Here is a 25,516-nt window from a genome sequence, read left to right as displayed (position 1 = left end):
AATGGCGGTTCGTCCCTCCTTTACCAGCAATATTTGCTTGTCCAACCTGTTATAGAACACAAAAAAAGAGCAAATGGATGAGTCCATTCGTTAATGAAATGTTGAAAACATATAATATAGTAGAAAAACGTCTTTTCGACATTCTTCACAAGATGTGGACAAATTACTGCACACCCTGTGAAAAAACTTTCCACAACTTATCCACAGTTTGTGGATAATGGATTGGCAGCCAATTTGTTATCAAGAGTTAAAACACAAATATAATATCAGAATAAGCGAGTGGTTGCAATGGTTGCGAGGAACTTATCCACACACTATACAAACTGTTGAAGAAATATTGTCCACAGCAGTTAGTTTTGTGAAAATGTTGTCGATAATGATTGTGGATAGAAAAAACGAGGCGAAAGATATCCACATTGGCTTTTTTTCGCTGCGCTCATTCCATTTTCCCGCTTCCAAAAAAATCTTTTAAGCTAAAATTGAGGAAAAATGAAATTAGGCTTTCGAAGAAAATTGATATGTGTTATCCTATTATGGTGCAAAAAAGAAATGTGTGAGCGAAGTTGACAATGAACTGCTCATCCCAATATAATAAATTAGACTGTCTTTAACAGCTATTCCTCGAGGGAGGTGTCATACATGAAAAGAACATTTCAACCAAATAACCGTAAGCGCAGCAAAGTTCATGGCTTTCGCAGCCGTATGAGTTCTAAAAATGGACGTCTTGTATTAGCACGTCGTCGCCGCAAAGGAAGAAAAGTATTATCAGCTTAGGCCACTGAATAATGTCAGTGGTCTTTTTTACATAGAGGAATGACCAGGCCCATTTGCCAGCTTGTTATCGGAGTGAAAGAAGATATGAAAAAGCGAAATCGATTAAAGAAAAATGAAGATTTTCAAAAAGTATTTAAAAAAGGCAAATCGATGGCAAACCGGCAATATGTTTTATATGTGCTTCACCAGCCTGAGGCGAAAGAGTTTCGGGTGGGACTGTCGGTCAGCAAGAAAATCGGAAACGCAGTCGTGCGCAACCGGGTAAAGCGGCTGATTCGCCAGGTCATCCAGGAAGAGCGGGATCTATTAAAACAAGAAAATGACTACATTATCATCGCAAGAAAGCCTGCAGCTGAATTGTCATATGAAGAGACGAAAAAAAGTTTGCAGCACCTTTTCAGAAAGTCGTTTGTCTACCGGAAAAAACCGAATCAGCCATCATAGTCCGGGTTAAAAAGATGTTATGGCCCTCATTTTTAAGCGCTTCCTTTAGCTCCTGAAAAATGTCGTCGCCCATTCGGGGAGAAAGATGATAAAATACGAGAAAGTATGTCTTTTTAATGGTCATAACCGAATAACACCGGTTGAAGAATGAAGATTTAGGAGGAAATATTGTTGAAGAGGCGAATTTTATTATTGTTCAGTATGATCGGCGTTATCGTGCTGTTAGCTGGATGTACGGAAATCAACCAGCCGATCACTGCAGAAAGCGAAGGGTTTTGGAACACGTATATCGTATACCCGCTGTCACAGCTGATCACGTATGTAGCAAATTTAACGAATGAAAACTTCGGACTCGCGATTATCATCGTCACGATCTTAATCAGACTTTTAATTTTGCCGCTGATGATCAAGCAGACGAAGAGTTCGAAAGCGATGCAGGCTCTCCAGCCTGAAATGCAAAAACTTCGCGAAAAATACAGTTCTAAAGATCAAAAAACGCAGCAGAAGCTTCAACAGGAAACGATGGCTCTCATGCAGAAGCACGGGGTTAACCCGCTTGCCGGATGTTTCCCGATCTTAATTCAAATGCCGATTTTAATCGGATTCTATCATGCCATTATGAGAACGCGGGAAATCGCAGAACACAGCTTTTTATGGTTTGACCTTGGGGAGCGTGATCCGTATTTCATTTTGCCGATTCTCGCCGGTGTGTTCACATTCATTCAGCAAAAGCTGATGATGGCGGGAACAGCGCAACAAAATCCGCAGATGGCGATGATGCTTTGGCTGATGCCGATCATGATCGTTGTATTTGCGGTCAGTTTCCCGGCGGCTCTTTCCCTGTACTGGGTAGTCGGTAACTTATTCATGATTGCTCAAACCTTCTTTATCAAAGGGCCTGATTTAAAGGCAGAGAGGCAGGAAGCGGCAGCCGGAGGAAAAAAATCCGGAGGTAAGAAAAAGTGAAGGAACTGACTGCTACTGGACGTACCGTCGATGAAGCAGTGCAATCCGGGCTTGAACAGCTGGGCCTTCATGCAGATGATGTCGAAGTCGACGTAGTTGATGAAGGAAAAAAGGGATTATTCGGCATTTTCGGTCATCGGTCTGCAGTCGTGAACATTCGGGAAAAAATAGACCCGGTTAAAGAAGCAAAACAGTATTTGGAAAATGTGATTTCGAATATGGGAATACAAGCCCAGGTAACGGCAGAAGAGGAGTCAAAACGAGTGATTTTTCAGTTAAAAGGCGATAAAACAGCCCTTTTAATTGGAAAAAGAGGACAAACTTTAAATGCCCTTGAAACGCTGACGCAGCTCGTGCTCAATCGTCATTCCGACAGATATATCCAAGCGGTGGTTGACGCCGAGGGATACCGCGCAAAGCGGAAGGAAACACTCGCTCAGCTTGCATTGAAGCTTGCTGACCAGGCGGCCAGGCAGAAAAAAGACATTCATCTGGAGCCGATGCCTTCCAGTGAGCGCAAAGTCATCCATGATACGCTTGCGGGCTACTCGCAGCATATCGAAACTTATTCTACCGGAGAAGACCATAACCGGCACCTTGTCATCTCATATAAAAAATAACATGAAAACCGAAGTTCCCAAAATTGGGGCTTCGGTTTTTTGCCGTTGCAAAATCGATAAATGCAGACCAAATCGGTTTAAGCTTTAGTTTTTTCGGTGTAAGCTGTTGATGAAAATGAAATTTAATTGTTATTCACATGTGGATAAGTTAAAGTAAGTAATGATGGCTTAGAACGGTTGTGGATAACGGTTCAAGTCACTTCCACTTCAATTGAAACTATGATATCTTTAAATTTTGATTACAATAAAAGTTTTTCATCCATATACGATGTTTGGAAGATGACCCGGACAAATGGGGATAATAGATAGAGGAATGAAAAAGAGAGGTGAAAGCCATGGATACCATCGCTGCGATTTCAACGCCGATGGGAGAAGGGGCGATTGCGATCGTCCGGATGAGCGGCCCTGAGGCTCTTGCGATCGCCGATAAAGTATATAAAGGACCTCGCGGGAAAAGGCTGAGTTCCGTCGATTCACATACGATTAACTACGGTCATATCGTTGATCCTGAAACGGAAAAAGTCGTGGAAGAAGTCATGGTTTCAGTACTGAAAGCGCCGAAAACTTTTACGCGGGAAGATATTGTAGAAATCAACTGCCACGGCGGAATTGTAACCGTCAACCAGGTGCTTCAGCTCGTTTTGAGAGAGGGAGCGCGCCTTGCGGAACCGGGGGAATTTACGAAAAGAGCCTTTTTGAACGGAAGAATCGATCTTTCCCAGGCTGAAGCTGTCATGGATCTCATCAGGGCCAAAACAGACCGCGCTATGAATGTGGCCATGAATCAGATGGAAGGAAGGCTGTCTTCACTGATCAAACGGTTGAGAGCCGAGATTCTTGAAACGTTGGCCCATGTTGAAGTGAATATAGACTATCCGGAATACGATGATGTCGAAGAAATGACCCATAAGATGCTGATTGAAAAGGCGACAAAGGTCAAAAAGGAAATCGAGGCGCTGCTGACGACTTCAGAGCAGGGTAAAATATTAAGAGAAGGCATCTCGACGGTTATCATCGGGCGGCCAAATGTCGGCAAGTCCTCGCTTTTAAACAGTCTCGTCCATGAGACAAAAGCGATTGTAACGGACATTCCGGGTACGACGCGGGATGTCATTGAAGAATATGTGAATGTCAGAGGCGTGCCGCTGCGTCTTGTCGATACAGCCGGGATCCGCGAGACCGAAGACATCGTCGAGCGAATCGGCGTTGAACGTTCAAGACAGGTATTAAAAGAAGCTGACTTGATTTTGCTTGTCCTCAATTACAGTGAGACCCTTTCGGAAGAAGACATCAAGCTCTTTGAAGCAACGAAGGGCATGGACATCATCGTCATCGTCAATAAGACCGATCTTGAGCAAAGACTTGATCTTGATCGCGTTCGGGAATTGGCGGGGAACCAGCCTGTCGTCACGACATCCTTATTGAAAGAGGAAGGGATTGATGAGCTGGAGGAAGCCATTCAATCGCTATTTTTCACAGGAACGATCGAGAGCGGCGACTTGACATATGTCAGCAATACAAGGCACATCTCACTGCTGCATGAGGCGAAGCGCGCCATTACTGACGCATTGGAGGGCATCGAAAACGATGTCCCGATCGATATGGTTCAAATTGATTTAACAAGATGCTGGGAAGTTCTCGGAGAGATCATTGGCGATGCTGTACACGAAAGCCTGATCGACCAGCTCTTCTCTCAATTTTGCTTAGGAAAATAAAGGAGGAACAAAGCATATGGGCTATGAAGCAGGCCAATATGACGTCGTTGTCGTCGGCGCCGGACACGCCGGTGTTGAAGCGGCGCTGGCGTCAGCCAGACAAGGCGCAAAAACGCTTGTCTTAACGATTAACCTTGATATGGTTGCTTTCATGCCATGTAACCCGTCTGTCGGCGGACCTGCAAAAGGAATCGTCGTCCGCGAAATCGATGCGCTCGGCGGGGAAATGGCTAAAAATATCGATAAAACTCATATCCAAATGAGGCTTTTAAATACTGGAAAAGGACCTGCCGTCCGGGCGCTGCGGGCTCAGGCTGACAAATTCCAATATCAGCACGAGATGAAAAAGACACTTGAGAATGAACCGAATTTGACCATGCTGCAAGGAATGGTCGAACGCCTTCTTATTGAAGACGGGGAATGCCGGGGCGTTGTAACCCAAACAGGGGCGGAGTACCGTTCTAAGACTGTGGTTCTGACGACGGGGACATTTTTGAGAGGAAAAATTATTCTTGGCGATCTGTCATACTCCAGCGGGCCGAACAATCAGCAGCCGTCCATCAAGCTGTCTGAGCATCTTGATGAGCTCGGCTTTGATCTCGTCCGTTTTAAAACAGGGACGCCGCCGCGGGTCAACAGCCACTCAATTGACTACAGCAAAACGGAAATTCAGCCCGGCGATGAAGTGCCGCGGGCCTTTTCGTATGAGACAGTGGAATATATTACAGATCAGCTTCCGTGCTGGCTCACATATACAAGCCCGGAAACGCATGAAATCATTGACAACAATCTGCATCGCTCACCGATGTATTCCGGTATGATTAAAGGAACGGGGCCAAGATATTGTCCTTCAATTGAAGACAAGGTTGTCCGCTTTAACGACAAACCGAGACACCAGATCTTTCTTGAACCTGAAGGGCGCAACACCCAGGAAGTCTATGTCCAGGGATTGTCGACAAGCCTTCCTGAAGATGTGCAGCGAAAAATGCTTTCAACTATTCCCGGTCTTGAAAATGTGCAAATGATGCGGGCAGGATACGCGATTGAATATGATGCGATCGTACCGACACAGCTGTGGCCGACACTGGAAACGAAAAAAATTCCGGGACTCTTCACAGCCGGACAGATTAACGGAACATCAGGCTATGAAGAAGCGGCCGGACAGGGAATTATGGCCGGCATCAATGCGGGCCGGAAAGCGCTTGGCAAAGAAGAGGTCATTCTCAGCCGTTCTGACGCTTATATCGGCGTATTGATCGACGACCTTGTAACGAAAGGAACAAACGAACCGTACCGCCTGCTGACTTCACGTGCGGAGTACAGGCTCCTTCTGCGTCACGACAATGCAGACTTGCGCCTGACCGAGATCGGCTATCAGATCGGTTTGATTTCTGAAGAACGATATCAAAAGTTCCAAGAGAAAAAAGCGGCCATTGAAGCAGAGAAAAAACGCCTTCATTCTGTTATTATCAAACCGACAAAGGAAAATCAGGAATATATCCGTTCATTGGGCGGCAGTGAGCTCAAAGACGGCATACGCGCGACCGACCTGATGAAGCGGCCGGAAATGAATTATGAAACCGTTACTGCTCTTGCGCCGCCTGAACAAAAAGTCGCCGGCGACGTTGCTGAACAAGTTGAAATTCAAATTAAATATGAAGGATATATTGAAAAGTCCTTGCAGCAGGTCGAAAAACTAAAGAAAATGGAAAACAAAAAGATTCCTGACAGAATCGACTATGACGCGATCAAAGGCATTGCAACGGAAGCGCGCCAAAAATTGAAAGAGGTCAGACCGCTGTCGGTCGCACAGGCCTCACGGATTTCCGGCGTCAATCCTGCTGATATTTCCATTCTGCTCGTTTACTTAGAGCAGGGACGGATTGCCAAGGTTGCGGAATAGAAAGGGTGACGGCATGAACATTGAGCAATTTACAGCCGGTTTGGAGGAGAAAGGCATCTCCCTCTCTTCCTTCCAGCTGGAGCAATTTGAGACCTATTACGAATGGCTTGTTGAATGGAACGAAAAAATGAATTTAACCTCGATTACCGAGAAAAAAGAAGTGTATTTAAAACATTTTTACGACTCCATTGCCGCTTCTTTTTATGTTGATTTCAAAAAGATGAACAGTCTCTGTGATGTTGGAGCGGGCGCCGGATTTCCAAGCCTTCCGATAAAAATCTGTTTTCCTCACCTTCACGTCACAATCGTTGACTCGCTGAACAAACGGATTCACTTTTTGAATCAGCTGTCAGATGCTTTGAAGCTGGAAAACACAGCTTTTTACCATGATCGTGCGGAAACATTCGGAAGATCGAAAGACCACAGGGAAAGCTATGACGTCGTGACGGCACGCGCTGTCGCCCGCCTTTCGGTTCTCAGCGAGCTCTGCCTTCCGCTTGTGAAAAAAGACGGTTTATTCGTAGCATTAAAAGCAGCTTCGGCTGATGAAGAAATTGAAACGGGCAAAAAAGCCATCAAAATGCTTGGAGGCAAAATTGAAACCGTACATTCTTTTCAGCTGCCAATTGAAGAAAGCGACAGAAACATCATTGTCATCAAAAAACAATCGCAGACACCGAAGAAATTTCCAAGAAAGCCTGGAACACCTAATAAATCTCCTATAGAAGGTTAAATTATTCGTTTTCTTCAAATTTCGTAATGTCACAGAAGGAAAATTCATGAGAAAATAGAATTATAAAAATGGCAGTGTTTAAAGGTGGTGTAGGTACATGAAGCATTCATTCTCTCGTCTCTTCGGACTTGGCGACAAGGAAGAAGAAGCAGAGATTGCTGAACATGATACGAATAAAGAAGAAATTCAAGAGATTCCAGTAGGCGATATAATTCCTAACCGTTTTCAGCCGCGCACCATTTTCTCAGAAGAAAAAATTAAAGAATTAGCTGCAACCATTCATACACACGGCATTATCCAGCCGATTGTCGTCAGAAAAACAGAGCGGGAAGGCCAATATGAACTCATAGCCGGAGAGCGGCGCTGGCGGGCGGTTCAAACGCTCGATTGGGAGAAGGTTCCCGCTATTATTAAGGATTTTTCAGATACGGAGACCGCTTCCGTCGCTCTTATCGAAAACCTTCAGAGGGAAGAATTATCTTCGATTGAAGAAGCGCATGCTTATGCAAGGCTTTTAGAGCTTCACGATTTGACGCAGGAAGCCCTTGCACAAAGGCTTGGAAAGGGCCAGTCAACAATCGCCAATAAGCTCAGACTGTTGAAGCTTCCGGAAGAGGTGCAGGAAGCGATCTTGAAAAAAGAAATTTCAGAGCGCCACGCAAGAGCGGTCATACCGTTGAAACAGCCCGACCTTCAGGTCAAGCTGTTACATGAAGTCATTGAAAAGAATTTAAATGTAAAGCAAACCGAAGACCGTGTCGTCAAAATGCTTGAGCAGGATAAACGCAAGCCGAAACCAAAGAGAAAAGCGTACAGCAGAGACGCAAGAATCGCGATGAATACGATTCGCCAGTCCTTATCAATGGTGGAAGACAGCGGCGTCAAACTGAATACGGAAGAAGAGGAATTTGAAGAATATATTCAGTTTACGATCAAGATACCGAAATAAAAGCTCCCTATAGAGCTTTTATTTTTTTAGGCAAAATATCTATGGGGGAGCATCTATGGAATATTATCGACAATATCATTCATTGCTTTTTTCAATTGCTTACCGTATGCTCGGTTCTTTGCAAGATGCAGAGGACATCGTCCAGGAATTGTTCGCAGACCTTCAGGAAAAAGATATCAGTCAAATTGACCATATTCAAGCATATTTGACGAAATCTATCACAAACCGCTGCATAAATGAACTGCAGTCTGCCCGCAAGAAGCGAGAGGTATATATCGGGGAATGGCTTCCGGAACCGCAGGTGGCACTTTCAGCTCAAAGTCCGGCGGAATACGTTGAAGAAAAAGAAAAGGTTTCCTACGCTTTTCTGGTAGTTATGAGCCGATTAAATCCTGTGGAAAGAGCCGTTTTGTTGTTTAGAGAAGTATTTGGATATCACTATAAGGAAATATCGTCCATAATCGGGAAGTCTGAAGCGAACTGCCGTAAAATCCACAGCCGGCTGAAACAGAAGCTAAATGGGGATATTTCGGTATTATCACAGCCGGTTGAAGAACAGCAACTGGCCCGGCTTTTTATCGAATCAGCGAAAACCGGTGACTTTGAGGAGTTTTCCAAAACATTGATTGAAGATGCCGTATTGTATACAGATGGCGGCGGAAAAGTACGCAGCGCGTTGAGACCGATCTATGGAAAGAGCCGCATTTATGCTTTTTTTACGGGAGTTGTTTCAAAGGGAAGCTTTTCCGGTCGCTTTATGCCTGTCGATATCAATGGCCAAAAGGGCGTTTTGATCATGAAAAACAACCGCCCGGCTTACGCTGTTTGCTTTGCTTGGAACCCGGAAGGCGATTCCGTCAAAAATGTGTTTATCGTGTCAAACCCCGATAAACTGAAGAACATTAAAATATAACGTTTTCTGTCACAAACGTCGTTCCTCACTTGTTATATAAGTGAAACACTTAAAGGAGGAATAGACATGGAAACGAGATTTCAAATGGAAAAAGTAAACCCTAAGGGCTACAGAGGAATGCTGGAGCTTGAAAAAGCGCAGGCTTCCTCAAACATTGATCCCATTTTAAAGGAACTGATCAAAATCCGGGCTTCACAGCTGAACGGATGTGCTTTCTGCTTAAATATGCATACGAAAGATGCAAGGCAGAACGGTGAGACGGAACAGCGGATATATGCGCTCAATGCATGGCGGGAAGCGCCTTTTTTCACGGAAAAAGAGCGGGCGGTATTGGCGCTGACTGAAGCCGTTACGCGAATCGGCGAGCACGGGCTGCCGGATGAAGTATACAACGAAGTCAGGACCCATTTTACAGAAGCTGAAACAGCCGAACTGATCATGGCAGCCATCACAATAAATGCCTGGAACAGAATTGCCATCGCTACCCGGAAAATGCCCGCAGCAGATTGATTGAAATCCCCCTAAGACAGGGGGATTTTTTTATATTAATATAATAATAAAACTATCTTTCATTTCACTTGAATATCTCTTCTCTTTTTTCTGAGATAAAAAAATGGTTTCTTTATGTCGAAAAATAGAAAAAACGGATCTCTTTGAAAAAACAAAAATTCAAAAAAAGCAAACGGCCGATTCTTTTTTTGTTAAAATAGAGAAATGAGAGAAACTTGTTCAATGTGAAAGTAGGTGACATTGTGGGGAAAATTATTGCGATCACAAACCAAAAAGGTGGCGTTGGTAAAACGACAACCTCTGTTAACCTGGGAGCTTGTTTAGCTTACATCGGGAAAAGGGTTTTGTTAGTCGACATAGACCCGCAAGGAAACGCAACAAGCGGTATCGGCGTTGAAAAGGCTGATGTTGATCAATGTGTGTACGATATATTAGTAGATGATGCAGATGTAAAAGATGTCATCAAAACAACATCCGTAGAAAACTTGGATGTCATTCCTGCAACGATTCAGCTTGCGGGGGCGGAAATTGAACTCGTTCCGACCATTTCCCGTGAAGTCCGGCTGAAAAGGGCTTTGGAATCTGTTAAACAAAACTATGATTTCATGATTATTGACTGTCCGCCGTCATTAGGGCTGCTTACAATCAATGCGCTTACGGCGTCCGATTCCGTCGTGATTCCGGTTCAGTGCGAATATTATGCGCTGGAAGGGCTGAGCCAGCTGCTCAACTCTGTCCGGCTCGTACAAAAACATTTAAATACGGATCTGATGATAGACGGTGTATTGCTGACAATGCTTGATGCAAGAACGAATTTAGGCATACAGGTCATCGAAGAAGTGAAAAAGTACTTCCGCGATAAAGTATACCAAACCGTTATCCCACGGAATGTCCGGCTCAGTGAAGCGCCGAGCCATGGAAAGCCGATCATTTTATATGATCCGCGTTCCAGAGGAGCGGAAGTCTATTTAGAATTAGCAAAGGAAGTGGCTGCGAATGCCTAAAGGTCTCGGAAAAGGGATTAATGCATTGTTTTCAAATGTTGATTTATCCGAAGAAACGGTTGAGGAAATTAAGCTGCAAGACTTGCGGCCCAACCCTTATCAGCCAAGAAAAACGTTTGATGACCAATCGTTAAAAGATTTGAAGGAGTCCATTTTGCAACACGGTGTTTTGCAGCCCATCATCGTCAGAAAGTCAATTAAAGGCTATGATATTGTAGCCGGAGAACGCCGCTACCGGGCTGCTGAAAAAGCCGGATTGGAAACCATTCCTGCGATTGTGCGCGAGCTGTCGGAATCCCTGATGATGGAGATTGCCCTATTGGAAAATCTTCAACGAGAAGACCTGTCTCCGCTTGAAGAAGCAAAAGCCTATGAATCTTTGCTCAAACATCTCGATATGACCCAGGAACAGCTGGCAAAAAGGCTTGGAAAAAGCAGGCCTCACATCGCCAACCACTTACGGCTGCTGACACTACCTGAAGACGTTCAAAAGTTAATCGACAACGGCACGTTATCGATGGGCCATGGCCGAACATTGCTTGGATTGAAAAACAAGAAAAAGCTTGAGCCGCTTGTTCAAAAGGTCGTGTCCGAACAGCTGAACGTTCGCCAGCTTGAAAAGTTAATTCAACAGTTGAATGCTGATGTTCCACGTGAAACAAAGAAGCCGAAACAAGTAAAAGATGCAGTAATCAAAGAACGAGAGTCGTACTTGCGAAACTATTTTGGAACACCGGTGACCATTAAAAAGCAAAAGAAAAAAGGCAGAATCGAAATCGAATTTTACTCAAATGAAGACTTGGAGCGTATTCTCGAATTGCTGGCCCAAGAAGACGCATAAGCTTAAAAACCATCTGATCATGTACAGATGGTTTTTTTATGACATCCTTCCGGTCATTTTTTGAATTGGTGACACATGGCGTCGCTGCCACCCGGCTTTCTCCAGATGCGACAACCCGTCAGCAAGCACATTTGCCATGCTCATGACAAGGTTGAGCCTTGTATTTTGCAGGACAAAATACTCCATAAAGCCGCTGACATTGACAATTCCGTTAATATGCACGTGGCCGACTTCAGGCAAGCTTTTCTGAACGCCTGCTCCCGGCTTCAAAGGTCCTTTGCCGATTTGAAAAGATCCCACGCTTTTGGTTCGTCCAAGACAGGCATCGATCGCGATTATAAATGGATTTTGATGCTGCTGATGAATATGATCAATCTTTTCATTTAAGTTTACGGCGTGAACCGGGTCGGCAAGTGTTCCATAGACATGAAAACGTGTCAGCTGTTTTGCGGAGAGTTTCATTCCTACGAGGGGACCGAGCGAATCTCCGGTGGAGCGGTCTGTACCGATGCAAACGATCACGATGGGCCGGTCTTCGGCTTCCTTTAAATAGACGGAAAGAACTTTCTCTATTTGTTTCACAGCTAGCGGATCCGAATGAGAAATATATTCATTTATTGGTTCTTGAGAAAAAATTCCGCCTTTTCGATTCATAGGCTTCACATCCTTGTCATCATGGTAACAGCAGTGCCTTGGTGTATTTTTCGAGTATGAATGGTTGTTTACAGTATATCCAGCTGTCTCTTTTTTTATGCTTTGGATGAAACGATTTGGTCAGCCGAAAAAAATACTTTACTAAAAGAAGATATGATAATTTACTTTATTATATTGATATAATTTATTCATTTGAATGAGAAAAGTCGAAAGGAGTTTCATGAATTTTTATAGAGGACCGGCAATATAGTGTCATGAGCGGAGAAACAAGCTTAAAAACTATATTGCTGGGGTGAGCAAATCGTGTGGAGAGCCGGGATGAAGTGGATGCTTCTTATTTTAGGAAGCTTAATAGGTGCGGGATATGCGTCCGGCCAGGAAATATGGCAGTTTTTTGGTGATGAAAGCGGACTGGCTATCCTGTTGTTTACGATCATGTTCAGCCTGTCAACCTATATTGTGATGAAGATCAGCTACGAACAAAAATCAGAGCATTTTCTGCCTGTGCTCGAAACATTAATCGGTCCGCTGCTGGCTAAAGTATACGATGTGTTGATTATCCTGTATTTGTTTACGACGACGATTGTGATGATTGCAGGAGGCGGGGTAACGCTGCAAATCTTCCATATCCCGTTTTGGACGGGCGTCATCTTATTTTGTTTATGCACAGGGTTGTTGTTTTTCTGGGGGCTTAATGGCATATTGTCCGTTAACAGCTACTTAATCCCGATTTTGGTGGCTGGGCTGTTGTATGCGCTGATTTCTTTTCAAACCGCTCATCATCAGCCGTGGCTGCTCAATTTGACTCATCAATACAACTGGCCTGCCGGGATCGCATTCACTTCGCTGAACATATTATCTGTTGTCGCTGTATTGTCTGCGGTCGGCAAAGAGATGAAGGGAGTCGGAGAAGCGAAGATTGCCAGCATATTAAGCGGCCTGGTGTTTGGCGCTATTTCATACATGTACAATGAGACCCTTGTAGAGCTTGCCGGTGAACTGGCCCATTATGAAATTCCTTTATTCGCGGTTTTGGAGGGCGCGCCTTTTCCGATTTTTATTTTTATGACGGCTGTTCTTTGCGTCGCGATCTACACAACGACGATCTCAAGCATTCTCGGGCTGTCCAGCCGCTTTCTGTCACTTGTGAACTGGCCGAGATGGGTAATCGTCCTCCTGCTCCTGTCGATCATGGTGCCTTTTACATCAATCGGCTTTTCAAATTTAATCGCTTTTTTATATCCAATTTACGGGTTATTAAATTTGTATTTATTGGTAAATATTTTACTTTATCCAATTTTAAGTAAATGGAAATAAATATATTTATGGTTATGAAGAATTGCTCTTTCGCTGTAGTTTTTTGTACAATAAGATCACAACAAGGAAGCAAAGAGGTGAAAGATGTTGGCCGATAAAGAATTTGGCCTGAATGACGTGGTCGAAATGAAAAAGCCGCATCCTTGCGGGACGAACCGCTGGAAGATCATTCGGATGGGAATGGATATCCGGATTAAGTGCGAAGGCTGTTCACACAGTGTCATGATCCCGCGTAAAGAGTTTCAAAGAAAGCTGAAAAAGATATTAGTTAAGCATGAGGAGTCCGAATCTTAATCTTAGCGGACCCCCCTCATGCTTTTTTTTTCGATCTCAACGAAAAATGAATTTTCACCTAGTTTGTATGAGTGAAAAGCAAGTTTTGTCAGCTTGTCTTTTACTGTAATCATCCTTATAATTGTTGCAGGTTTAACATTTACGACTACACATGGATGTTCATTATAGAGGAGATGAAACAATGGCTTTAACAGCTGGGATTGTTGGTTTGCCTAACGTTGGGAAATCAACCTTATTTAATGCAATTACTCAGGCCGGGGCAGAATCGGCCAACTACCCGTTTTGTACGATTGATCCAAACGTCGGAATCGTAGAGGTTCCTGATGAGCGTCTGCAAAAGCTGACAGAACTCGTCAATCCGAAGAAGACGGTCCCTACCGCATTTGAATTCACCGATATCGCCGGCATTGTAAAAGGAGCATCAAAAGGAGAAGGGCTCGGAAACAAGTTCCTGTCCCACATCCGCCAAGTGGACGCAATCTGCCATGTTGTCCGCTGTTTTGCCGACGACAATATCACGCACGTGTCCGGGAAAGTAGACCCGATTTCGGATATCGAGACGATCAACCTTGAGCTGATACTGGCTGACCTTGAAACCGTTGAGAAGCGGATCGGCCGGGTCGGAAAGATGGCCAAGCAAAAAGACAAAGAAGCCGTGTTTGAATTTGAGATTTTGACAAAGTTAAAAGAGGCATTTGAAGAGGAAAAGCCGGCCCGTTCTGTCGAGTTCTCGGAAGAGCAGCAAAAGGTGTTGAAGCAGCTTCATCTGCTGACGACAAAACCTGTCTTATATGTAGCGAATGTCAGCGAGGATGAAGTGGCTGATCCTTCAGGAAACGAGTACGTCCAGAAGGTCCGGGAATTTGCTGCTGCTGAAAACGCGGAAGTCATCGTCGTCTGCGCCAAAATTGAGTCCGAAATCGCAGAGCTTGAAGGCGAAGAGAAGGCGATGTTCCTTGAAGAACTCGGCATCGAAGAATCCGGTCTGGATCAGCTGATTAAAGCGTCTTACTCCCTCCTTGGACTAGCCACTTATTTTACAGCGGGAGAACAGGAAGTCAGAGCCTGGACATTTAAAAAAGGAATGAAAGCCCCTGAATGTGCGGGCATCATCCATACAGACTTTGAACGCGGATTTATCCGTGCGGAAACGGTTGCTTACGACGATCTGCTGGAGGCGGGAAGCATGGCCTCAGCAAAAGAGGCCGGAAAAGTCCGCCTTGAAGGGAAAGAATACATTGTGAAAGACGGCGATGTCATTCATTTCCGTTTTAATGTATAACGCGGTTGAAATAGGACAAGAGCTTTGATATAATATAAAATTGTGAGTAATAGGATTATTGCTCCTTGCCCAATATAATGGGCCGCTTAGTCCAAAAGGAGGTGCAAATACAAATGAGAAAGTACGAAATCATGTACATCATCCGCCCAGACGTTGATGAAGAGTCTAAAAAGGCTGTTGTTGAGCGTTTTAACAACATTTTAACAACTAACGGTGCGGAGGTCACTGAAACAAAAGATTGGGGAAAACGCCGTCTTGCGTACGAAATCAACGATTTCCGCGACGGATTCTACCAAATCTTAAACGTTCAAGCTGGAGCTGAAGCAGTTCAAGAATTTGACCGTTTAGCTAAAATCAGTGATGACATCATTCGCCACATCGTGGTTAAAGAAGAAGAATAAACAGAATTGAATTATATACTCTAAAGCAAAAGGATGGTCTCTCAATATGCTTAACCGAGTTGTTTTAGTCGGCAGACTGACAAAGGACCCAGAGCTTCGTTATACTCCAAGCGGTGCAGCTGTTGCCACCTTTACGCTTGCTGTCAATCGTACGTTTACGAATCAGCAGGGTGAACGTGAAGCTGATTTCATCAACTGTGTTGTCTGGAGAAGACAAGCCGAAAACGTTGCGAATTTCCTTAAAAAGGGAAGTCTTGCGGGTGTAGATGGACGTTTGCAAACGCGCAGCTATGAAAATCAGCAAGGACAGCGTGTATACGTTACGGAAGTTCAAGCTGAAAGTGTTCAATTTCTGGAGCCTAAAGGCGGCGGTTCTGGTTCAGGCGGTTACAGCGGAGGCCAGGGAGGCCAACACTTTGGCGGCGGACAGAATGAACCGGCTCCATTCGGCGGCAGTCAAAACAATCAGAATCGCAATCAAGGCAACAGCTTCAATGACGATCCATTCGCAAACGATGGAAAGCCGATTGACATCTCTGATGACGACTTGCCATTTTAATGGATGACGGACGAATAAAACAAAACCAGAATAGAAAGGAGGGAAATAACGATGGCAGGAGGACGCAGAGGCGGTCGTGCGAAACGCCGTAAAGTGTGTTATTTCACTTCTAACGGCATTACGCACATCGACTACAAAGATGTAGATCTTCTTAGAAAATTTATCTCTGAGCGCGGTAAAATCTTACCACGCCGTGTAACAGGAACAAGCGCGAAATACCAACGTAAATTGACTGTTGCAATCAAACGCGCTCGTCAAATGGCTTTACTTCCATACGTAGCAGGCGAGTAAGCCGATAAAAGGAACAAGACCCAATACGGTCTTGTTCTTTTTTTATTCATCAAAAACCGGGTCGTTTCCTGCAGCATTCAGGTTTCCTGCTTGTCAATCTGTATCCGTTTGATGTCGCCGAGGACTGCAAGGTAGAACACGAGTCCAAGCAGTAAAACAAACCCGGCTACTAGAAAGCTGAGCGTAAATGAACCGGTCACATCGACCAGATAACCCGTTAAAGAAACCGCGATAATCCCTCCGAATAAGTTATTTGCCAAATTGACCATTGAGCTAAGCAGAGAGATGGAACCAGCCGGTGCAATATCAGCTGATATCGACCAGCCAACGGGCGCAGTCGCAGATATTCCGGCTAAGCCGACGGAAATGCAGATGATCGCGATCGTGATGTTGTGCGTGAAGACAGCTCCCAAAAAGGCAAATCCAAGGCTCATGCCGATTGCGATGATGGTCTGGTATACTTTTGTATTCGAATGCCCCTTTTGAATTAAAAAATCGACGAGCCATCCGCCCACAACGATTCCGGAAATCGTCGATATCAGCCAGGGAACCGCAGTAAACAGCCCCGATGACATAATATCCATTCCGTATGTTTCTTTAAAGAAAGTCGGGAGCCAGGTTAAGAGCAGGTTGAATGTATAGCCATAACCCGTGAATCCGATCATCAGCCCCCATGCTTTGCGGTTTGCAAGCATTGCTTTTAAAGCAATGAGCGTCCGTTCCGAGATGTCTTCCTCTGATACGGCATTATGCTTTTGAATGTAATGGAGCTCCTCTTTTGAGATTCGTTTGTGCCGATCGGGTTGTTCATAGTACATCCAGAAAAATACGGTAAATAGTACATTGATGATTCCAATCGTTAAAAAAGCGGCTCGCCAGTCAAATGTCGTGACTAAAAAGGCAACGAGAGGCGCACCGATGACATTTGCGAACTTGGCCGCTGAGTCGAACAGGGAATTGGCAAGACCGCGCTCATTTTGCGGAAACCATAAGGCCGTGGCTTTGGAAGCGGCAGGAAATGCTGAAGCACTCGTCAGCCCGATTAAAAATCTGACAATATAAAGAAGCAATTTCCCCTGTAAAAAAGCCAATATAATGGTTAGAAAACTCCATACGGTCATTCCGACCCTTGTTACCCAGGCAACGCCGTACTTGTCCAAGAGACTCCCGACCGGAATCTGCATCAGCGTGTATGAATAGGTATAGATAGAAAAGACAATGCCTAATTGGGTTGCCGTCAATTGAAAGGAATCCTGTATCGCAGGAGCCGCGACTGAAATAGCAACACGGTCAAAGTAATTTAAAATGATCATGCTGCTTAATAAAGAAGAAATATACCATCTTGTATGCCCCGGTCGTTTTTCCAGCTCTTGCGCCATATTGAAACCTCCTCTAATGATTAGATTGGACTCTTTTCAAAATTACATTCTTAATTTCTTCGTGTTCATTTCCACGGGATTGCGGGGAGTAAACGGCCGCGGAAAAAAAACCATATAGACATTTTGATACAGGTCTGCTAAAGTGAAACATGTTAAAAACAGATGGCTTCTATGAGAGTTAGAAGCAAATGATTACGAACGAGGTGTTGAATCTTTGAATGTTAAACAATTAAATAGCGAATGGTTTTCTAATGTACGGGGGGATATCCTTTCGGGTATCGTCGTAGCGCTTGCTCTCATTCCTGAAGCCATAGCGTTTTCCATCATTGCGGGTGTAGACCCGATGGTCGGTTTGTACGCATCTTTTTGTATTGCTGTTGTCATTTCCTTTACGGGCGGCCGTCCGGCGATGATATCAGCCGCGACCGGGGCGATGGCTCTTTTGATGGGATCTTTGGTCAGGGATCACGGGCTTGATTATTTATTTGCTGCTACGATTTTAACGGGAATCATCCAATTGATATTTGGGGTGCTGAAGATTGCGCGCTTTATGAAATTTATTCCGCGGTCGGTTATGGTAGGTTTCGTAAATGCGCTCGCCATTTTAATCTTTATGGCGCAGGTTCCTCATTTTGTTGGAGTTTCGAATATGACGTATGTTGTGGTCGGGATTACGTTGTTGATTATCTATGTTCTTCCCCGCTTTACAAAAGCCGTTCCATCTGCACTTGTTGCTATTATTGCGATGACTGCATTTGCTATTTTTGGCCATTTTGATTTGCGCACTGTCGGTGATTTGGGAGAAATAAAGCAATCATTGCCTGCTTTTATGATCCCCAATATTCCTTTCAATTTTGAGACGTTGGCCATTATTTTTCCAACAGCATTTGCGCTTTCCATCGTCGGCTTGCTTGAGTCATTATTAACCTCTTCTATTGTTGATGATATGACGGATACGGAAAGCGATAAAAACAAGGAAAGCCGCGGACAGGGCATCGCCAACATTGTCGCCGGGTTTTTCGGAGGCATGGCGGGATGCGCGATGATCGGCCAGTCTGTGATCAATGTGAAATCAGGAGGAAGAGGCCGCTTGTCCACTTTGGTTGCCGGCGTTTTCTTAATGTTTTTGATCATGGTGCTGGGCGACTGGGTCGTACAGATTCCGATGGCGGCCTTAGCCGGTGTGATGATTATGGTATCGATCGGTACGTTTGACTGGTCTTCGTTCAGCATGTTAAGAAAGGTGCCGCTAACGGATTCCATTGTCATGCTTGTGACCGTTATTACCGTTGTGGCGACCCACGATTTATCAAAAGGGGTTTTCGCCGGTGTTATTTTGAGCGCGATCTTCTTCGTGGCGAAAATTTCTAAATTGAAGATTGAAGAAACGTCAGAAGAACATGCGATCAAGTACATCATCAAAGGACAAGTTTTCTTTGCATCTGTTCAAGATTTCGTAAAGTCTTTTAAAACGGATGAGCAAACGAAAAAGGTCATTCTTGATTTTTCAGAGGCCCATATATGGGATGATTCCGCTGTGGCGGCTATCGATAAAGTCGTTTTGAAAATGAAAGATCAGGGAATAGACGTTGACTTGATTGGTTTAAATGAGTCCAGCTGGAAGCTGGTCGAAAAACTGGCAACTTATGATCAGCCTCATCGTTCAGTGTCAAATCACTAAGAAACGGGTGATGAAGGGTGTATAGAAATATATTGCTGGCTGCTGACGGCTCAAAGCATTCTGAAAGAGCGGCCGATCATGCGATTCATTTGGCTTCCATGTCAAAGCAGGCGGTCGTTGACGTTATTTATGTATTGGATTATGCGAAAGCAAAACATGAAGTTCTGCATAGCGAAAACCGTGCAGAACTCGAACGTGAACGGCGCAGCAGGCTGCTGTCGATAGAAAATAAATTAAAACAATCGGCCGTTCCCTATCAAATGACGATGCAGCACGGGGAGCCGGGCCCGACGATAGTATCGTACGCCAACCATCATGATGTTGATATCGTGATTATCGGAAGCAGGGGGCTGAACACTTTGCAGGAAATGGTGCTGGGAAGTGTCAGCCATAAAGTAGCGAAAAGAGTGAAGTGTCCGGTTTTAATTGTAAAATAGCCTAAAACAGAGCCAGTAAGGATCCTATCCTTGCTGGCTTGTTTATCTCATCGATATCGCTTTTTGCGCGTGCATGGCGTCGCCTTTTAGCAGGTCAACGAGATTATAGGCGGGATATAAGCCTTTTTGGTACATAAAATAAAAAATTTGCTCATGCAATTTAATAGCCGCATTGATTTGTTTAACAAACACTCTCCTGAGTTCAGGCGTCGCCGTTTCCGTGATCGCAATCGCATAGTTTCGAACGGTCGTTTTCGCCAATACCAACAGATCACCCGCATCAAAATACAGGTCGGCCCGTTCTTCCTCCCGATGAAATGCCGGGGTTTTTGGCAAAAAGGGAAGAAGCTCCCTTAAATTTTGCTCCAATGCCTTCGCTGAAACACTGTAAAGCTGTCTTAACTGAGGATCGCTGATTTTTTTCATGCTTTTCTTGATCTTGACCAATCCGACAGACTGGGCCGCGATCAGTTCATGCAACTCCATCGTTTCATGCCAAGCCAATGTTTTTGTTGTCATGCAGATTCTCCTTTATTGCTTTTTCTTAGTCAGCATATGCCCATTGCCGTCAAAAGGTTAATAGAAGAATCGGAGGGACGTTTTAGACCGTTTTGGAAAGGGGAAATCAAATAATACGGGATTTTTGCATCTAAGTGACAACAATGAGAGGTGATCAATGTGTTGGATGTGTTGAAGGACTTTTTTCTATTCTTGAGTGGCGGGCTTCGCGTGACGCTTCTGATCGCAATTTTGATTATATTGTTGTTGATCAGAAAAGCGAGAAAGAAAAATAAAGAGAAGTCGGGGTTTCTCGACTGACAGTGTTTCACATGGAACATTTACTCGTTTTCTCAAGCCTTATGATCGTTTTACTTGCGATTTGACCTTATGTTAGAATAAAGAAACAATGAGAAAAGGCCGAGACCTGCTCATCTCATCGTCTTTATTTGAAAATGAAATTTTCGGCGTTAGAAAAGAGCAGTCGTCTATGCTGCTCTTTTTGATTCATGACATTTAAACATACGAGGTGAACAAGTGAAACAAACAAGAGCTTTAGTAGAAGGCGCTATCATGGTCAGTATTTTTGCCGTTTTGCTGATGATCAGCCTCTATATGCCTTTTATCGGAACCATTCTTTTATTGACGCTGCCGCTGCCTGCCATGGTTCAAACAATCAGGCACGGTCTAAAGCCCGGGATTTCGGTAGGGTTGGTCAGTTTACCCGTTTCGTTGATTGCCGGTTCCTTAGGCGGGCTGATGTTTGCTATTCCAGTAAGTGCTGCGGGTGTGATCATGGGCTTTTTCTACAGAAGAAAAGAGCCAGCCCAAGCGATTGCTGCATCAGCTGTTACATACATGATTTCGATCGTGCTGCTGCTTTTCATCAGCATTCAGTTTCTCGGGTTAAACTTAATAGAGACGGCCAATCAAGCATATAATGAAACAATCAAAACCTTTGAATCAAGTATCAAACAGTTTGGAAATGATAAAGAAGCGGCTAAACAGATCGAATTGCTGAATGAACAATTCAAACAGGCGCAATATTTATATCCGACAGCCATTGTGATATTTTCCGGAATCACCGCGTTTTTGAATCACCTGCTCGCCAAGCCGGTGCTTCGGCGCATCATCCAAATACCGTCTTTGAAACCGTTCAGGGATATGAGGCTTCCGCAAAGCATGATTTGGATCTATTTATTGACGATTCTTCTGTCGCTGGCTCCCGTTGAAGAGGGCAGCATATATTACTCCATTCTGCTAAATGCGAGTCTCATCATGGGCTTTGTCTTGATCATTCAAGGGTTTTCATTTGTGTTTTACTTTTGCCATGCCAAGAAACTGCCAACTGTCCTGCCGGTTCTTTTTTTAATTATCGGGTTGTTTTCGCCCCTGATGTACCTTGTTCGCATCTTAGGTATAATTGACATAGGCTTTAACTTGAGAGAAAGAGTAAAAAAATCGTAGCCACGATGTTCTCCAATGGTGAGGAGTTGATTTGAGTGCCAAGTTTTTATGAAAAACCGTTATTTCGATACCCCATATATTCTTTAATCGTCGTCACAATCATTTCTGTCCTCATCAACATTTATTTTAATTGGGTGGCAGGAGCGGCCGGCGTTCTGATTCTGGGTGTCATATTGTACTTTTTGAGACGGGCGGACTCCCAAATCAGAAAAGAGCTGGACGATTATATATCGACGCTGTCTTACCGTCTGAAAAAAGTCGGGGAAGAGGCGCTGCTCGAAATGCCGATCGGGATCATGCTGTTTAACGATCAGTACTATATCGAGTGGGCCAATCCTTTTATGGCGTCATGCTTTAATGAAAATACGCTCGTCGGCCGGTCGCTTTATGATACTTGTGAATCTGTCGTCCCTTTGATTAAGCAGGAAGTGGACACAGAAACGATTACGCTGAATGAGCGGAAATTTAATGTGGTTATCAAACGGGAAGAAAAGCTGCTTTATTTCTTCGATGTCACAGAGCAGACGCAGATTGAGAGACAATACGAAAATGAAAGAACGGTCCTTGCCTACATCTTTCTCGATAATTACGACGATGTGACACAAGGGCTTGATGACCAGACAAGAAGCTCGATAAACAGTGAAGTGACATCGCTTTTGAACCAGTGGGCCCAAGAGTACGGCATTTTCTTAAAACGGGTTTCCTCTGAGCGGTTTATCGGTGTATTAAACGAACACATATTAAGCGAGCTTGAAGCATCAAAGTTTTCGATCCTTGATGAAGTTCGGGAGAAGACATCCGTTCATACGATCTCCTTGACGTTAAGCATCGGAATCGGTGCATCTGTTGCATCATTGAAAGAGCTTGGCGACTTGGCGCAATCCAGCCTTGACCTGGCGCTGGGACGCGGAGGAGATCAGGTGGCAATCAAGCAGCCGAACGGGAAAGTGAAGTTTTACGGCGGCAAGACGAATCCGATGGAAAAACGGACGCGCGTCAGAGCCCGGGTCATTTCACACGCTCTCAAGGAGATTGTCTCTGAAAGCAGCAATGTGATTATCATGGGTCATAAGTTTCCCGATATGGATTCGATCGGATCAGCCATCGGGATTTTGAAGGTCGCTCAAGCAAACGGCAAAGACGGTTTTGTCGTGATCGACTCCAATCAGATCGGTTCAAGCGTTCAAAGACTGATCGGGGAAATTAAAAAATACGAAGAACTGTGGTCCAGGTTTATTACGCCGGAAGAGGCGCTTGAGATTGCGAAAGACGACACGCTGCTCGTGATCGTTGATACACATAAGCCTTCCTTTGTCATTGAAGAAAGGCTGGTCAATAAAATTGAAAATATCGTCGTTATCGATCATCATAGAAGAGGGGAAGAGTTTATTAAAGACCCGCTGCTCGTCTATATGGAGCCGTACGCTTCATCTACAGCAGAGCTTGTGACAGAGCTGCTCGAGTACCAGCCGAAGCGCTTAAAAATTAACATGATCGAAGCAACAGCCCTTTTGGCCGGGATTATTGTCGATACGAAGAGCTTCTCGCTGCGCACCGGTTCCCGTACGTTCGATGCGGCGTCATATTTGCGCGCAAAAGGCGCTGACACCGTATTGGTGCAAAAGTTTTTAAAAGAAACAGCCGATCATTATATTAAAAGGGCGAAGCTGATTCAGCATACCGTTTTCTATCAAAACGGCATCGCCATCGCATCGCTGCCGGACGATGAGGCGGACGAATATTTTGACCAGGTTATCATTGCGCAAGCCGCGGATTCTCTTCTGTCCATGAGTGATGTCGAAGCGTCATTTGCTGTGGCGAGAAGAGACGAGAATACGGTATGCATCAGTGCGAGGTCGCTCGGCGAAGTGAATGTTCAAATCATCATGGAAGCGCTCGAGGGCGGCGGTCATTTAACCAATGCCGCGACACAGCTGACCGATATCACGGTTGAAGAAACGCTCCGCCGACTGAAAGAAGCGATTGACGAGTATTTCGAAGGAGGCATTCAGAAATGAAGGTAATTTTCTTACAGGATGTTAAAGGCAAAGGGAAAAAAGGCGAAGTAAAAAATGTAGCGGATGGATACGCGCACAACTTTTTGATCAAAAAAGGGCTGGCTGTTGAAGCGACATCATCCAATATCAGCGCGCTTGAAGGCCAGAAGAAAAAAGAGAAGAAAGAAGCGGCTGAAGAACTGAAACATGCGAAAGAGCTGAAAAAACAACTTGAGGACATCACGGTGGAACTTTCAGCCAAGTCCGGAGAAGGCGGCCGTCTATTCGGCTCCGTGACAAGCAAACAAATCGCGGACGCGCTGCAAAAAAGCCACCAGTTAAAAATCGACAAACGTAAAATCGAATTAAACGATGCGATTCGCTCATTGGGATATACAAATGTTCCCGTGAAACTCCATCCAGAAGTACAAGCAACACTGAAAGTTCACGTGAAAGAGCAATCATAAAATAACAAAGCCCCTTCATGCAAAGTGCAGAAGGGGCTTATCTTTTATTCAGTGCGTTTTCTCATTTCATTGGCCAAGAATTCAACGTCTGTACCGATGATCACCTGTACATCGTGCTGATTAAGCTTCACGAATCCTTTTGCTCCCATGGCTTTCATCGTGCTTTCATCCAGTTTGGAAGCATCGCGGACCTTGAGACGGAGGCGGGTTACACAATTGTTCAGCGTCTCGATGTTTTCTTTTCCTCCAAGCGCTTCGATGTATTTGTCCGCAAGGGTATCGTATTTGGACGATCCTGTGTCAGGGCTGACAGGTGTGTTTTCCTGGTCATCGTCCTCCTCTCGTCCAGGCGTTTTCAAATTGAGCTTCGTAATAAGGAAATAAAAGATGATGAAATAAATAATGCCGTATACAAGACCGAGCGGCAGCAAAAGCAGCGGCTTTGTGGCGATTCCAAAGTTTAAAAGGTAGTCGATCGTCCCGGCTGAAAAGGTAAAGCCGTGGTGGATACCGAGCATATTGGTCACGGTCATGGCGCTTGCGGTTAACAAGGCGTGAATACCGAAGAGAAGCGGCGATAAAAACATGAATGTGAACTCAATCGGCTCCGTGATACCTGTTAAAAATGATGTGAACGCCAATCCGATCAGCAATCCGGCCGTTGCTTTGCGGCGATGCTTTTTCGCGGCCGCGATCATTGCCAGACATGCCGCAGGAAGACCGAACATCATGATCGGGAAGAACCCTGTCATAAATGCGCCGGCGCTTGGATCTCCGGCAAAGAACCGGTTCATGTCACCCGTTTTGCCTGCAAATTCTCCAAAGACCATCCAAACCATATTGTTTAAAATGTGATGAAGGCCGAGCGGCAGGAGCAGTCTGTTTAAAAGACCGAATATGCCGACTCCCAATGCCCCAGCATGGATAATCCAGCCGCCAATGGCGTCAATGGCCTGCTGTGCGTAAATCCAGACGAAGCCGAAAATCCCTGCAAGAATAATGGAACAGAAGGCAGTCATAATCGGAACGCTTCGTTTTCCGCCGAAAAACCCGAGCCAGTCAGGCAGTTTTGCATCTTTAAAGCGGTTATACATGACGGCGGCGACTACACCTGAAATAATTCCGCCGAGAACGCCCATGTTCAGGTTCTCATTGATGGCTGCTAAGCCGCCTGTCAGGACAAAATAACCGATGGCTCCGGATAGTGCGGCGGCCCCGTGGCCATCCTTTGACAAACCGATTGCAACGCCTATCGCAAAGATGATCGGCAGTTGGTCAAGAATCGATTGTCCTGAAGCGGCGATAAACGGAATGTTTAACAGGTCTTCTCTTCCCAAGGCGAGCAGGAGGCCCGCAGCAGGAAGAACGGCAATCGGCAGCATGAGCGCGCGGCCGATATTTTGAAGAAATCCCAACATAG

28 protein-coding genes are annotated in these 25,516 nt (G+C 44.8%); 24 read left to right on the top strand and 4 right to left on the bottom strand.

Going from position 1 to position 25,516, the window contains the following annotated elements; genetic code table 11:
• The first annotated feature begins 639 nt into the window (after positions 1 to 639).
• From rpmH to MHH76_RS21625, 12 genes are all read left to right on the top strand, one after another.
• Entirely contained in the window at positions 640 to 774 is a 135-nt protein-coding gene (rpmH, locus tag MHH76_RS21680; RefSeq protein WP_003178075.1) for a 50S ribosomal protein L34, read from the top strand.
• Positions 775 to 858: 84 nt separating this feature from the next.
• On the top strand, positions 859 to 1,218 hold the full coding sequence (rnpA, locus tag MHH76_RS21675) for a ribonuclease P protein component (RefSeq protein ID WP_020453656.1): 360 nt from the start codon (positions 859 to 861) through the stop codon (positions 1,216 to 1,218).
• 165 nt (positions 1,219 to 1,383) lie between these two features.
• The gene (gene spoIIIJ, locus MHH76_RS21670; RefSeq protein ID WP_095291183.1) at positions 1,384 to 2,184 is read left to right on the top strand and encodes a YidC family membrane integrase SpoIIIJ; all 801 of its coding nucleotides are present in this window, start codon (positions 1,384 to 1,386) and stop codon (positions 2,182 to 2,184) included.
• Positions 2,181 to 2,804 carry an RNA-binding cell elongation regulator Jag/EloR gene (jag, locus tag MHH76_RS21665; RefSeq protein WP_020453654.1) on the top strand — a complete coding sequence of 208 codons (624 nt, stop codon included), beginning with the start codon at positions 2,181 to 2,183 and terminating at the stop codon, positions 2,802 to 2,804. The genes spoIIIJ and jag overlap by 4 nt, the downstream gene beginning before the upstream one ends.
• Before the next feature lie 335 nt (positions 2,805 to 3,139).
• A complete protein-coding gene (gene mnmE, locus MHH76_RS21660; RefSeq protein WP_020453653.1) occupies positions 3,140 to 4,519 on the top strand; it encodes a tRNA uridine-5-carboxymethylaminomethyl(34) synthesis GTPase MnmE in 1,380 nt (459 codons plus the stop codon).
• Between the two features lie 16 nt (positions 4,520 to 4,535).
• Positions 4,536 to 6,422, top strand: a complete 1,887-nt coding sequence (mnmG, locus tag MHH76_RS21655; RefSeq protein ID WP_020453652.1) for a tRNA uridine-5-carboxymethylaminomethyl(34) synthesis enzyme MnmG — start codon at positions 4,536 to 4,538, stop codon at positions 6,420 to 6,422.
• Between the two features lie 13 nt (positions 6,423 to 6,435).
• On the top strand, positions 6,436 to 7,155 hold the full coding sequence (gene rsmG / locus MHH76_RS21650; protein WP_020453651.1) for a 16S rRNA (guanine(527)-N(7))-methyltransferase RsmG: 720 nt from the start codon (positions 6,436 to 6,438) through the stop codon (positions 7,153 to 7,155).
• Between the two features lie 97 nt (positions 7,156 to 7,252).
• On the top strand, positions 7,253 to 8,104 hold the full coding sequence (noc, locus tag MHH76_RS21645; protein WP_020453650.1) for a nucleoid occlusion protein: 852 nt from the start codon (positions 7,253 to 7,255) through the stop codon (positions 8,102 to 8,104).
• A 55-nt stretch (positions 8,105 to 8,159) separates the two neighbouring features.
• Positions 8,160 to 9,017 carry an RNA polymerase sigma-70 factor gene (locus MHH76_RS21640; RefSeq protein ID WP_020453649.1) on the top strand — a complete coding sequence of 286 codons (858 nt, stop codon included), beginning with the start codon at positions 8,160 to 8,162 and terminating at the stop codon, positions 9,015 to 9,017.
• Between the two features lie 66 nt (positions 9,018 to 9,083).
• Complete coding sequence (locus MHH76_RS21635) at positions 9,084 to 9,527, top strand: carboxymuconolactone decarboxylase family protein (protein ID WP_020453648.1); 444 nt, start codon at positions 9,084 to 9,086, stop codon at positions 9,525 to 9,527.
• Between the two features lie 242 nt (positions 9,528 to 9,769).
• A complete protein-coding gene (gene soj / locus MHH76_RS21630; protein ID WP_020453647.1) occupies positions 9,770 to 10,531 on the top strand; it encodes a sporulation initiation inhibitor protein Soj in 762 nt (253 codons plus the stop codon).
• Entirely contained in the window at positions 10,524 to 11,372 is an 849-nt protein-coding gene (locus MHH76_RS21625; RefSeq protein ID WP_020453646.1) for a ParB/RepB/Spo0J family partition protein, read from the top strand. Before soj ends, MHH76_RS21625 begins: the two co-directional genes overlap by 8 nt.
• Positions 11,373 to 11,408: 36 nt before the next feature.
• On the opposite strand, the gene yyaC is transcribed toward MHH76_RS21625, so the two are convergent.
• Complete coding sequence (gene yyaC / locus MHH76_RS21620; protein WP_020453645.1) at positions 11,409 to 12,026, bottom strand: spore protease YyaC; 618 nt, start codon at positions 12,024 to 12,026, stop codon at positions 11,409 to 11,411.
• 303 nt (positions 12,027 to 12,329) lie between these two features.
• Between yyaC and MHH76_RS21615 the strand changes: the two genes are divergently transcribed.
• The 6 genes from MHH76_RS21615 to rpsR all read left to right on the top strand — a co-directional run bounded on the left by MHH76_RS21615 (position 12,330) and on the right by rpsR (position 16,170).
• Positions 12,330 to 13,343: a GerAB/ArcD/ProY family transporter gene (locus MHH76_RS21615; RefSeq protein WP_023856802.1), complete on the top strand. Its 1,014-nt coding sequence runs from the start codon at positions 12,330 to 12,332 to the stop codon at positions 13,341 to 13,343.
• A gap of 87 nt (positions 13,344 to 13,430) precedes the next feature.
• Positions 13,431 to 13,637 (top strand): DUF951 domain-containing protein, encoded by a 207-nt coding sequence (locus MHH76_RS21610; RefSeq protein WP_011201785.1) that lies wholly within the window; start codon positions 13,431 to 13,433, stop codon positions 13,635 to 13,637.
• A 181-nt stretch (positions 13,638 to 13,818) separates the two neighbouring features.
• Positions 13,819 to 14,919 (top strand): redox-regulated ATPase YchF, encoded by a 1,101-nt coding sequence (gene ychF / locus MHH76_RS21605; protein WP_020453643.1) that lies wholly within the window; start codon positions 13,819 to 13,821, stop codon positions 14,917 to 14,919.
• Positions 14,920 to 15,032: 113 nt separating this feature from the next.
• Positions 15,033 to 15,320, top strand: a complete 288-nt coding sequence (gene rpsF / locus MHH76_RS21600) for a 30S ribosomal protein S6 (protein WP_020453642.1) — start codon at positions 15,033 to 15,035, stop codon at positions 15,318 to 15,320.
• 46 nt (positions 15,321 to 15,366) lie between these two features.
• Positions 15,367 to 15,879, top strand: coding sequence for a single-stranded DNA-binding protein SsbA (ssbA, locus tag MHH76_RS21595; protein ID WP_003178024.1), 513 nt, complete (start codon positions 15,367 to 15,369; stop codon positions 15,877 to 15,879).
• A 51-nt stretch (positions 15,880 to 15,930) separates the two neighbouring features.
• On the top strand, positions 15,931 to 16,170 hold the full coding sequence (rpsR, locus tag MHH76_RS21590) for a 30S ribosomal protein S18 (RefSeq protein WP_003178022.1): 240 nt from the start codon (positions 15,931 to 15,933) through the stop codon (positions 16,168 to 16,170).
• Positions 16,171 to 16,247: 77 nt separating this feature from the next.
• Here rpsR and MHH76_RS21585 read toward each other — a convergent pair whose 3' ends face one another.
• On the bottom strand, positions 16,248 to 17,549 hold the full coding sequence (locus MHH76_RS21585) for an MFS transporter (RefSeq protein WP_023856804.1): 1,302 nt from the start codon (positions 17,547 to 17,549) through the stop codon (positions 16,248 to 16,250).
• Positions 17,550 to 17,763: 214 nt separating this feature from the next.
• On the opposite strand from MHH76_RS21585, the gene MHH76_RS21580 reads away from it, so the two are divergent.
• The gene (locus MHH76_RS21580) at positions 17,764 to 19,230 is read left to right on the top strand and encodes a SulP family inorganic anion transporter (RefSeq protein ID WP_020453639.1); all 1,467 of its coding nucleotides are present in this window, start codon (positions 17,764 to 17,766) and stop codon (positions 19,228 to 19,230) included.
• Between the two features lie 17 nt (positions 19,231 to 19,247).
• Positions 19,248 to 19,667, top strand: a complete 420-nt coding sequence (locus MHH76_RS21575; RefSeq protein WP_020453638.1) for a universal stress protein — start codon at positions 19,248 to 19,250, stop codon at positions 19,665 to 19,667.
• A 42-nt stretch (positions 19,668 to 19,709) separates the two neighbouring features.
• Here the strand turns inward: MHH76_RS21575 and MHH76_RS21570 are convergent, their stop codons facing one another.
• On the bottom strand, positions 19,710 to 20,186 hold the full coding sequence (locus tag MHH76_RS21570; protein WP_023856805.1) for a spore coat protein: 477 nt from the start codon (positions 20,184 to 20,186) through the stop codon (positions 19,710 to 19,712).
• Positions 20,187 to 20,345: 159 nt separating this feature from the next.
• Between MHH76_RS21570 and MHH76_RS21565 the strand changes: the two genes are divergently transcribed.
• The 4 genes from MHH76_RS21565 to rplI all read left to right on the top strand — a co-directional run bounded on the left by MHH76_RS21565 (position 20,346) and on the right by rplI (position 24,096).
• Positions 20,346 to 20,486, top strand: a complete 141-nt coding sequence (locus MHH76_RS21565; RefSeq protein WP_020453636.1) for a hypothetical protein — start codon at positions 20,346 to 20,348, stop codon at positions 20,484 to 20,486.
• A gap of 216 nt (positions 20,487 to 20,702) precedes the next feature.
• Positions 20,703 to 21,632, top strand: a complete 930-nt coding sequence (locus tag MHH76_RS21560) for a YybS family protein (RefSeq protein WP_023856807.1) — start codon at positions 20,703 to 20,705, stop codon at positions 21,630 to 21,632.
• A 35-nt stretch (positions 21,633 to 21,667) separates the two neighbouring features.
• Positions 21,668 to 23,650, top strand: coding sequence for a DHH family phosphoesterase (locus tag MHH76_RS21555; RefSeq protein WP_020453634.1), 1,983 nt, complete (start codon positions 21,668 to 21,670; stop codon positions 23,648 to 23,650).
• On the top strand, positions 23,647 to 24,096 hold the full coding sequence (gene rplI, locus MHH76_RS21550; protein ID WP_020453633.1) for a 50S ribosomal protein L9: 450 nt from the start codon (positions 23,647 to 23,649) through the stop codon (positions 24,094 to 24,096). Before MHH76_RS21555 ends, rplI begins: the two co-directional genes overlap by 4 nt.
• A gap of 44 nt (positions 24,097 to 24,140) precedes the next feature.
• On the opposite strand, the gene nagE is transcribed toward rplI, so the two are convergent.
• The gene (gene nagE / locus MHH76_RS21545) at positions 24,141 to 25,514 is read right to left on the bottom strand and encodes an N-acetylglucosamine-specific PTS transporter subunit IIBC (protein ID WP_020453632.1); all 1,374 of its coding nucleotides are present in this window, start codon (positions 25,512 to 25,514) and stop codon (positions 24,141 to 24,143) included.
• Positions 25,515 to 25,516: the final 2 nt, after the last annotated feature.

The organism is Bacillus sp. FSL L8-0193 (genome assembly GCF_037976065.1).
Lineage (GTDB): Bacteria > Bacillota > Bacilli > Bacillales > Bacillaceae > Bacillus > Bacillus paralicheniformis.
The sequence above is the reverse complement of the archived record's forward strand: the minus strand, read 5'-3'. Positions and strand labels throughout refer to the sequence as shown.

Coding starts and splice junctions, on each gene's coding strand:
- rpmH (WP_003178075.1), top strand. CDS start 640: ATGAAAAGAACATTTCAACCAAATAACCGTAAGCGCAGCAAAGTTCAT.
- rnpA (WP_020453656.1), top strand. CDS start 859: ATGAAAAAGCGAAATCGATTAAAGAAAAATGAAGATTTTCAAAAAGTA.
- mnmE (WP_020453653.1), top strand. CDS start 3,140: ATGGATACCATCGCTGCGATTTCAACGCCGATGGGAGAAGGGGCGATT.
- mnmG (WP_020453652.1), top strand. CDS start 4,536: ATGGGCTATGAAGCAGGCCAATATGACGTCGTTGTCGTCGGCGCCGGA.
- rsmG (WP_020453651.1), top strand. CDS start 6,436: ATGAACATTGAGCAATTTACAGCCGGTTTGGAGGAGAAAGGCATCTCC.
- noc (WP_020453650.1), top strand. CDS start 7,253: ATGAAGCATTCATTCTCTCGTCTCTTCGGACTTGGCGACAAGGAAGAA.
- MHH76_RS21640 (WP_020453649.1), top strand. CDS start 8,160: ATGGAATATTATCGACAATATCATTCATTGCTTTTTTCAATTGCTTAC.
- MHH76_RS21635 (WP_020453648.1), top strand. CDS start 9,084: ATGGAAACGAGATTTCAAATGGAAAAAGTAAACCCTAAGGGCTACAGA.
- MHH76_RS21625 (WP_020453646.1), top strand. CDS start 10,524: ATGCCTAAAGGTCTCGGAAAAGGGATTAATGCATTGTTTTCAAATGTT.
- yyaC (WP_020453645.1), bottom strand. CDS start 12,026: ATGAATCGAAAAGGCGGAATTTTTTCTCAAGAACCAATAAATGAATAT.
- ychF (WP_020453643.1), top strand. CDS start 13,819: ATGGCTTTAACAGCTGGGATTGTTGGTTTGCCTAACGTTGGGAAATCA.
- rpsF (WP_020453642.1), top strand. CDS start 15,033: ATGAGAAAGTACGAAATCATGTACATCATCCGCCCAGACGTTGATGAA.
- ssbA (WP_003178024.1), top strand. CDS start 15,367: ATGCTTAACCGAGTTGTTTTAGTCGGCAGACTGACAAAGGACCCAGAG.
- rpsR (WP_003178022.1), top strand. CDS start 15,931: ATGGCAGGAGGACGCAGAGGCGGTCGTGCGAAACGCCGTAAAGTGTGT.
- MHH76_RS21585 (WP_023856804.1), bottom strand. CDS start 17,549: ATGGCGCAAGAGCTGGAAAAACGACCGGGGCATACAAGATGGTATATT.
- MHH76_RS21570 (WP_023856805.1), bottom strand. CDS start 20,186: ATGACAACAAAAACATTGGCTTGGCATGAAACGATGGAGTTGCATGAA.
- rplI (WP_020453633.1), top strand. CDS start 23,647: ATGAAGGTAATTTTCTTACAGGATGTTAAAGGCAAAGGGAAAAAAGGC.
- nagE (WP_020453632.1), bottom strand. CDS start 25,514: ATGTTGGGATTTCTTCAAAATATCGGCCGCGCGCTCATGCTGCCGATT.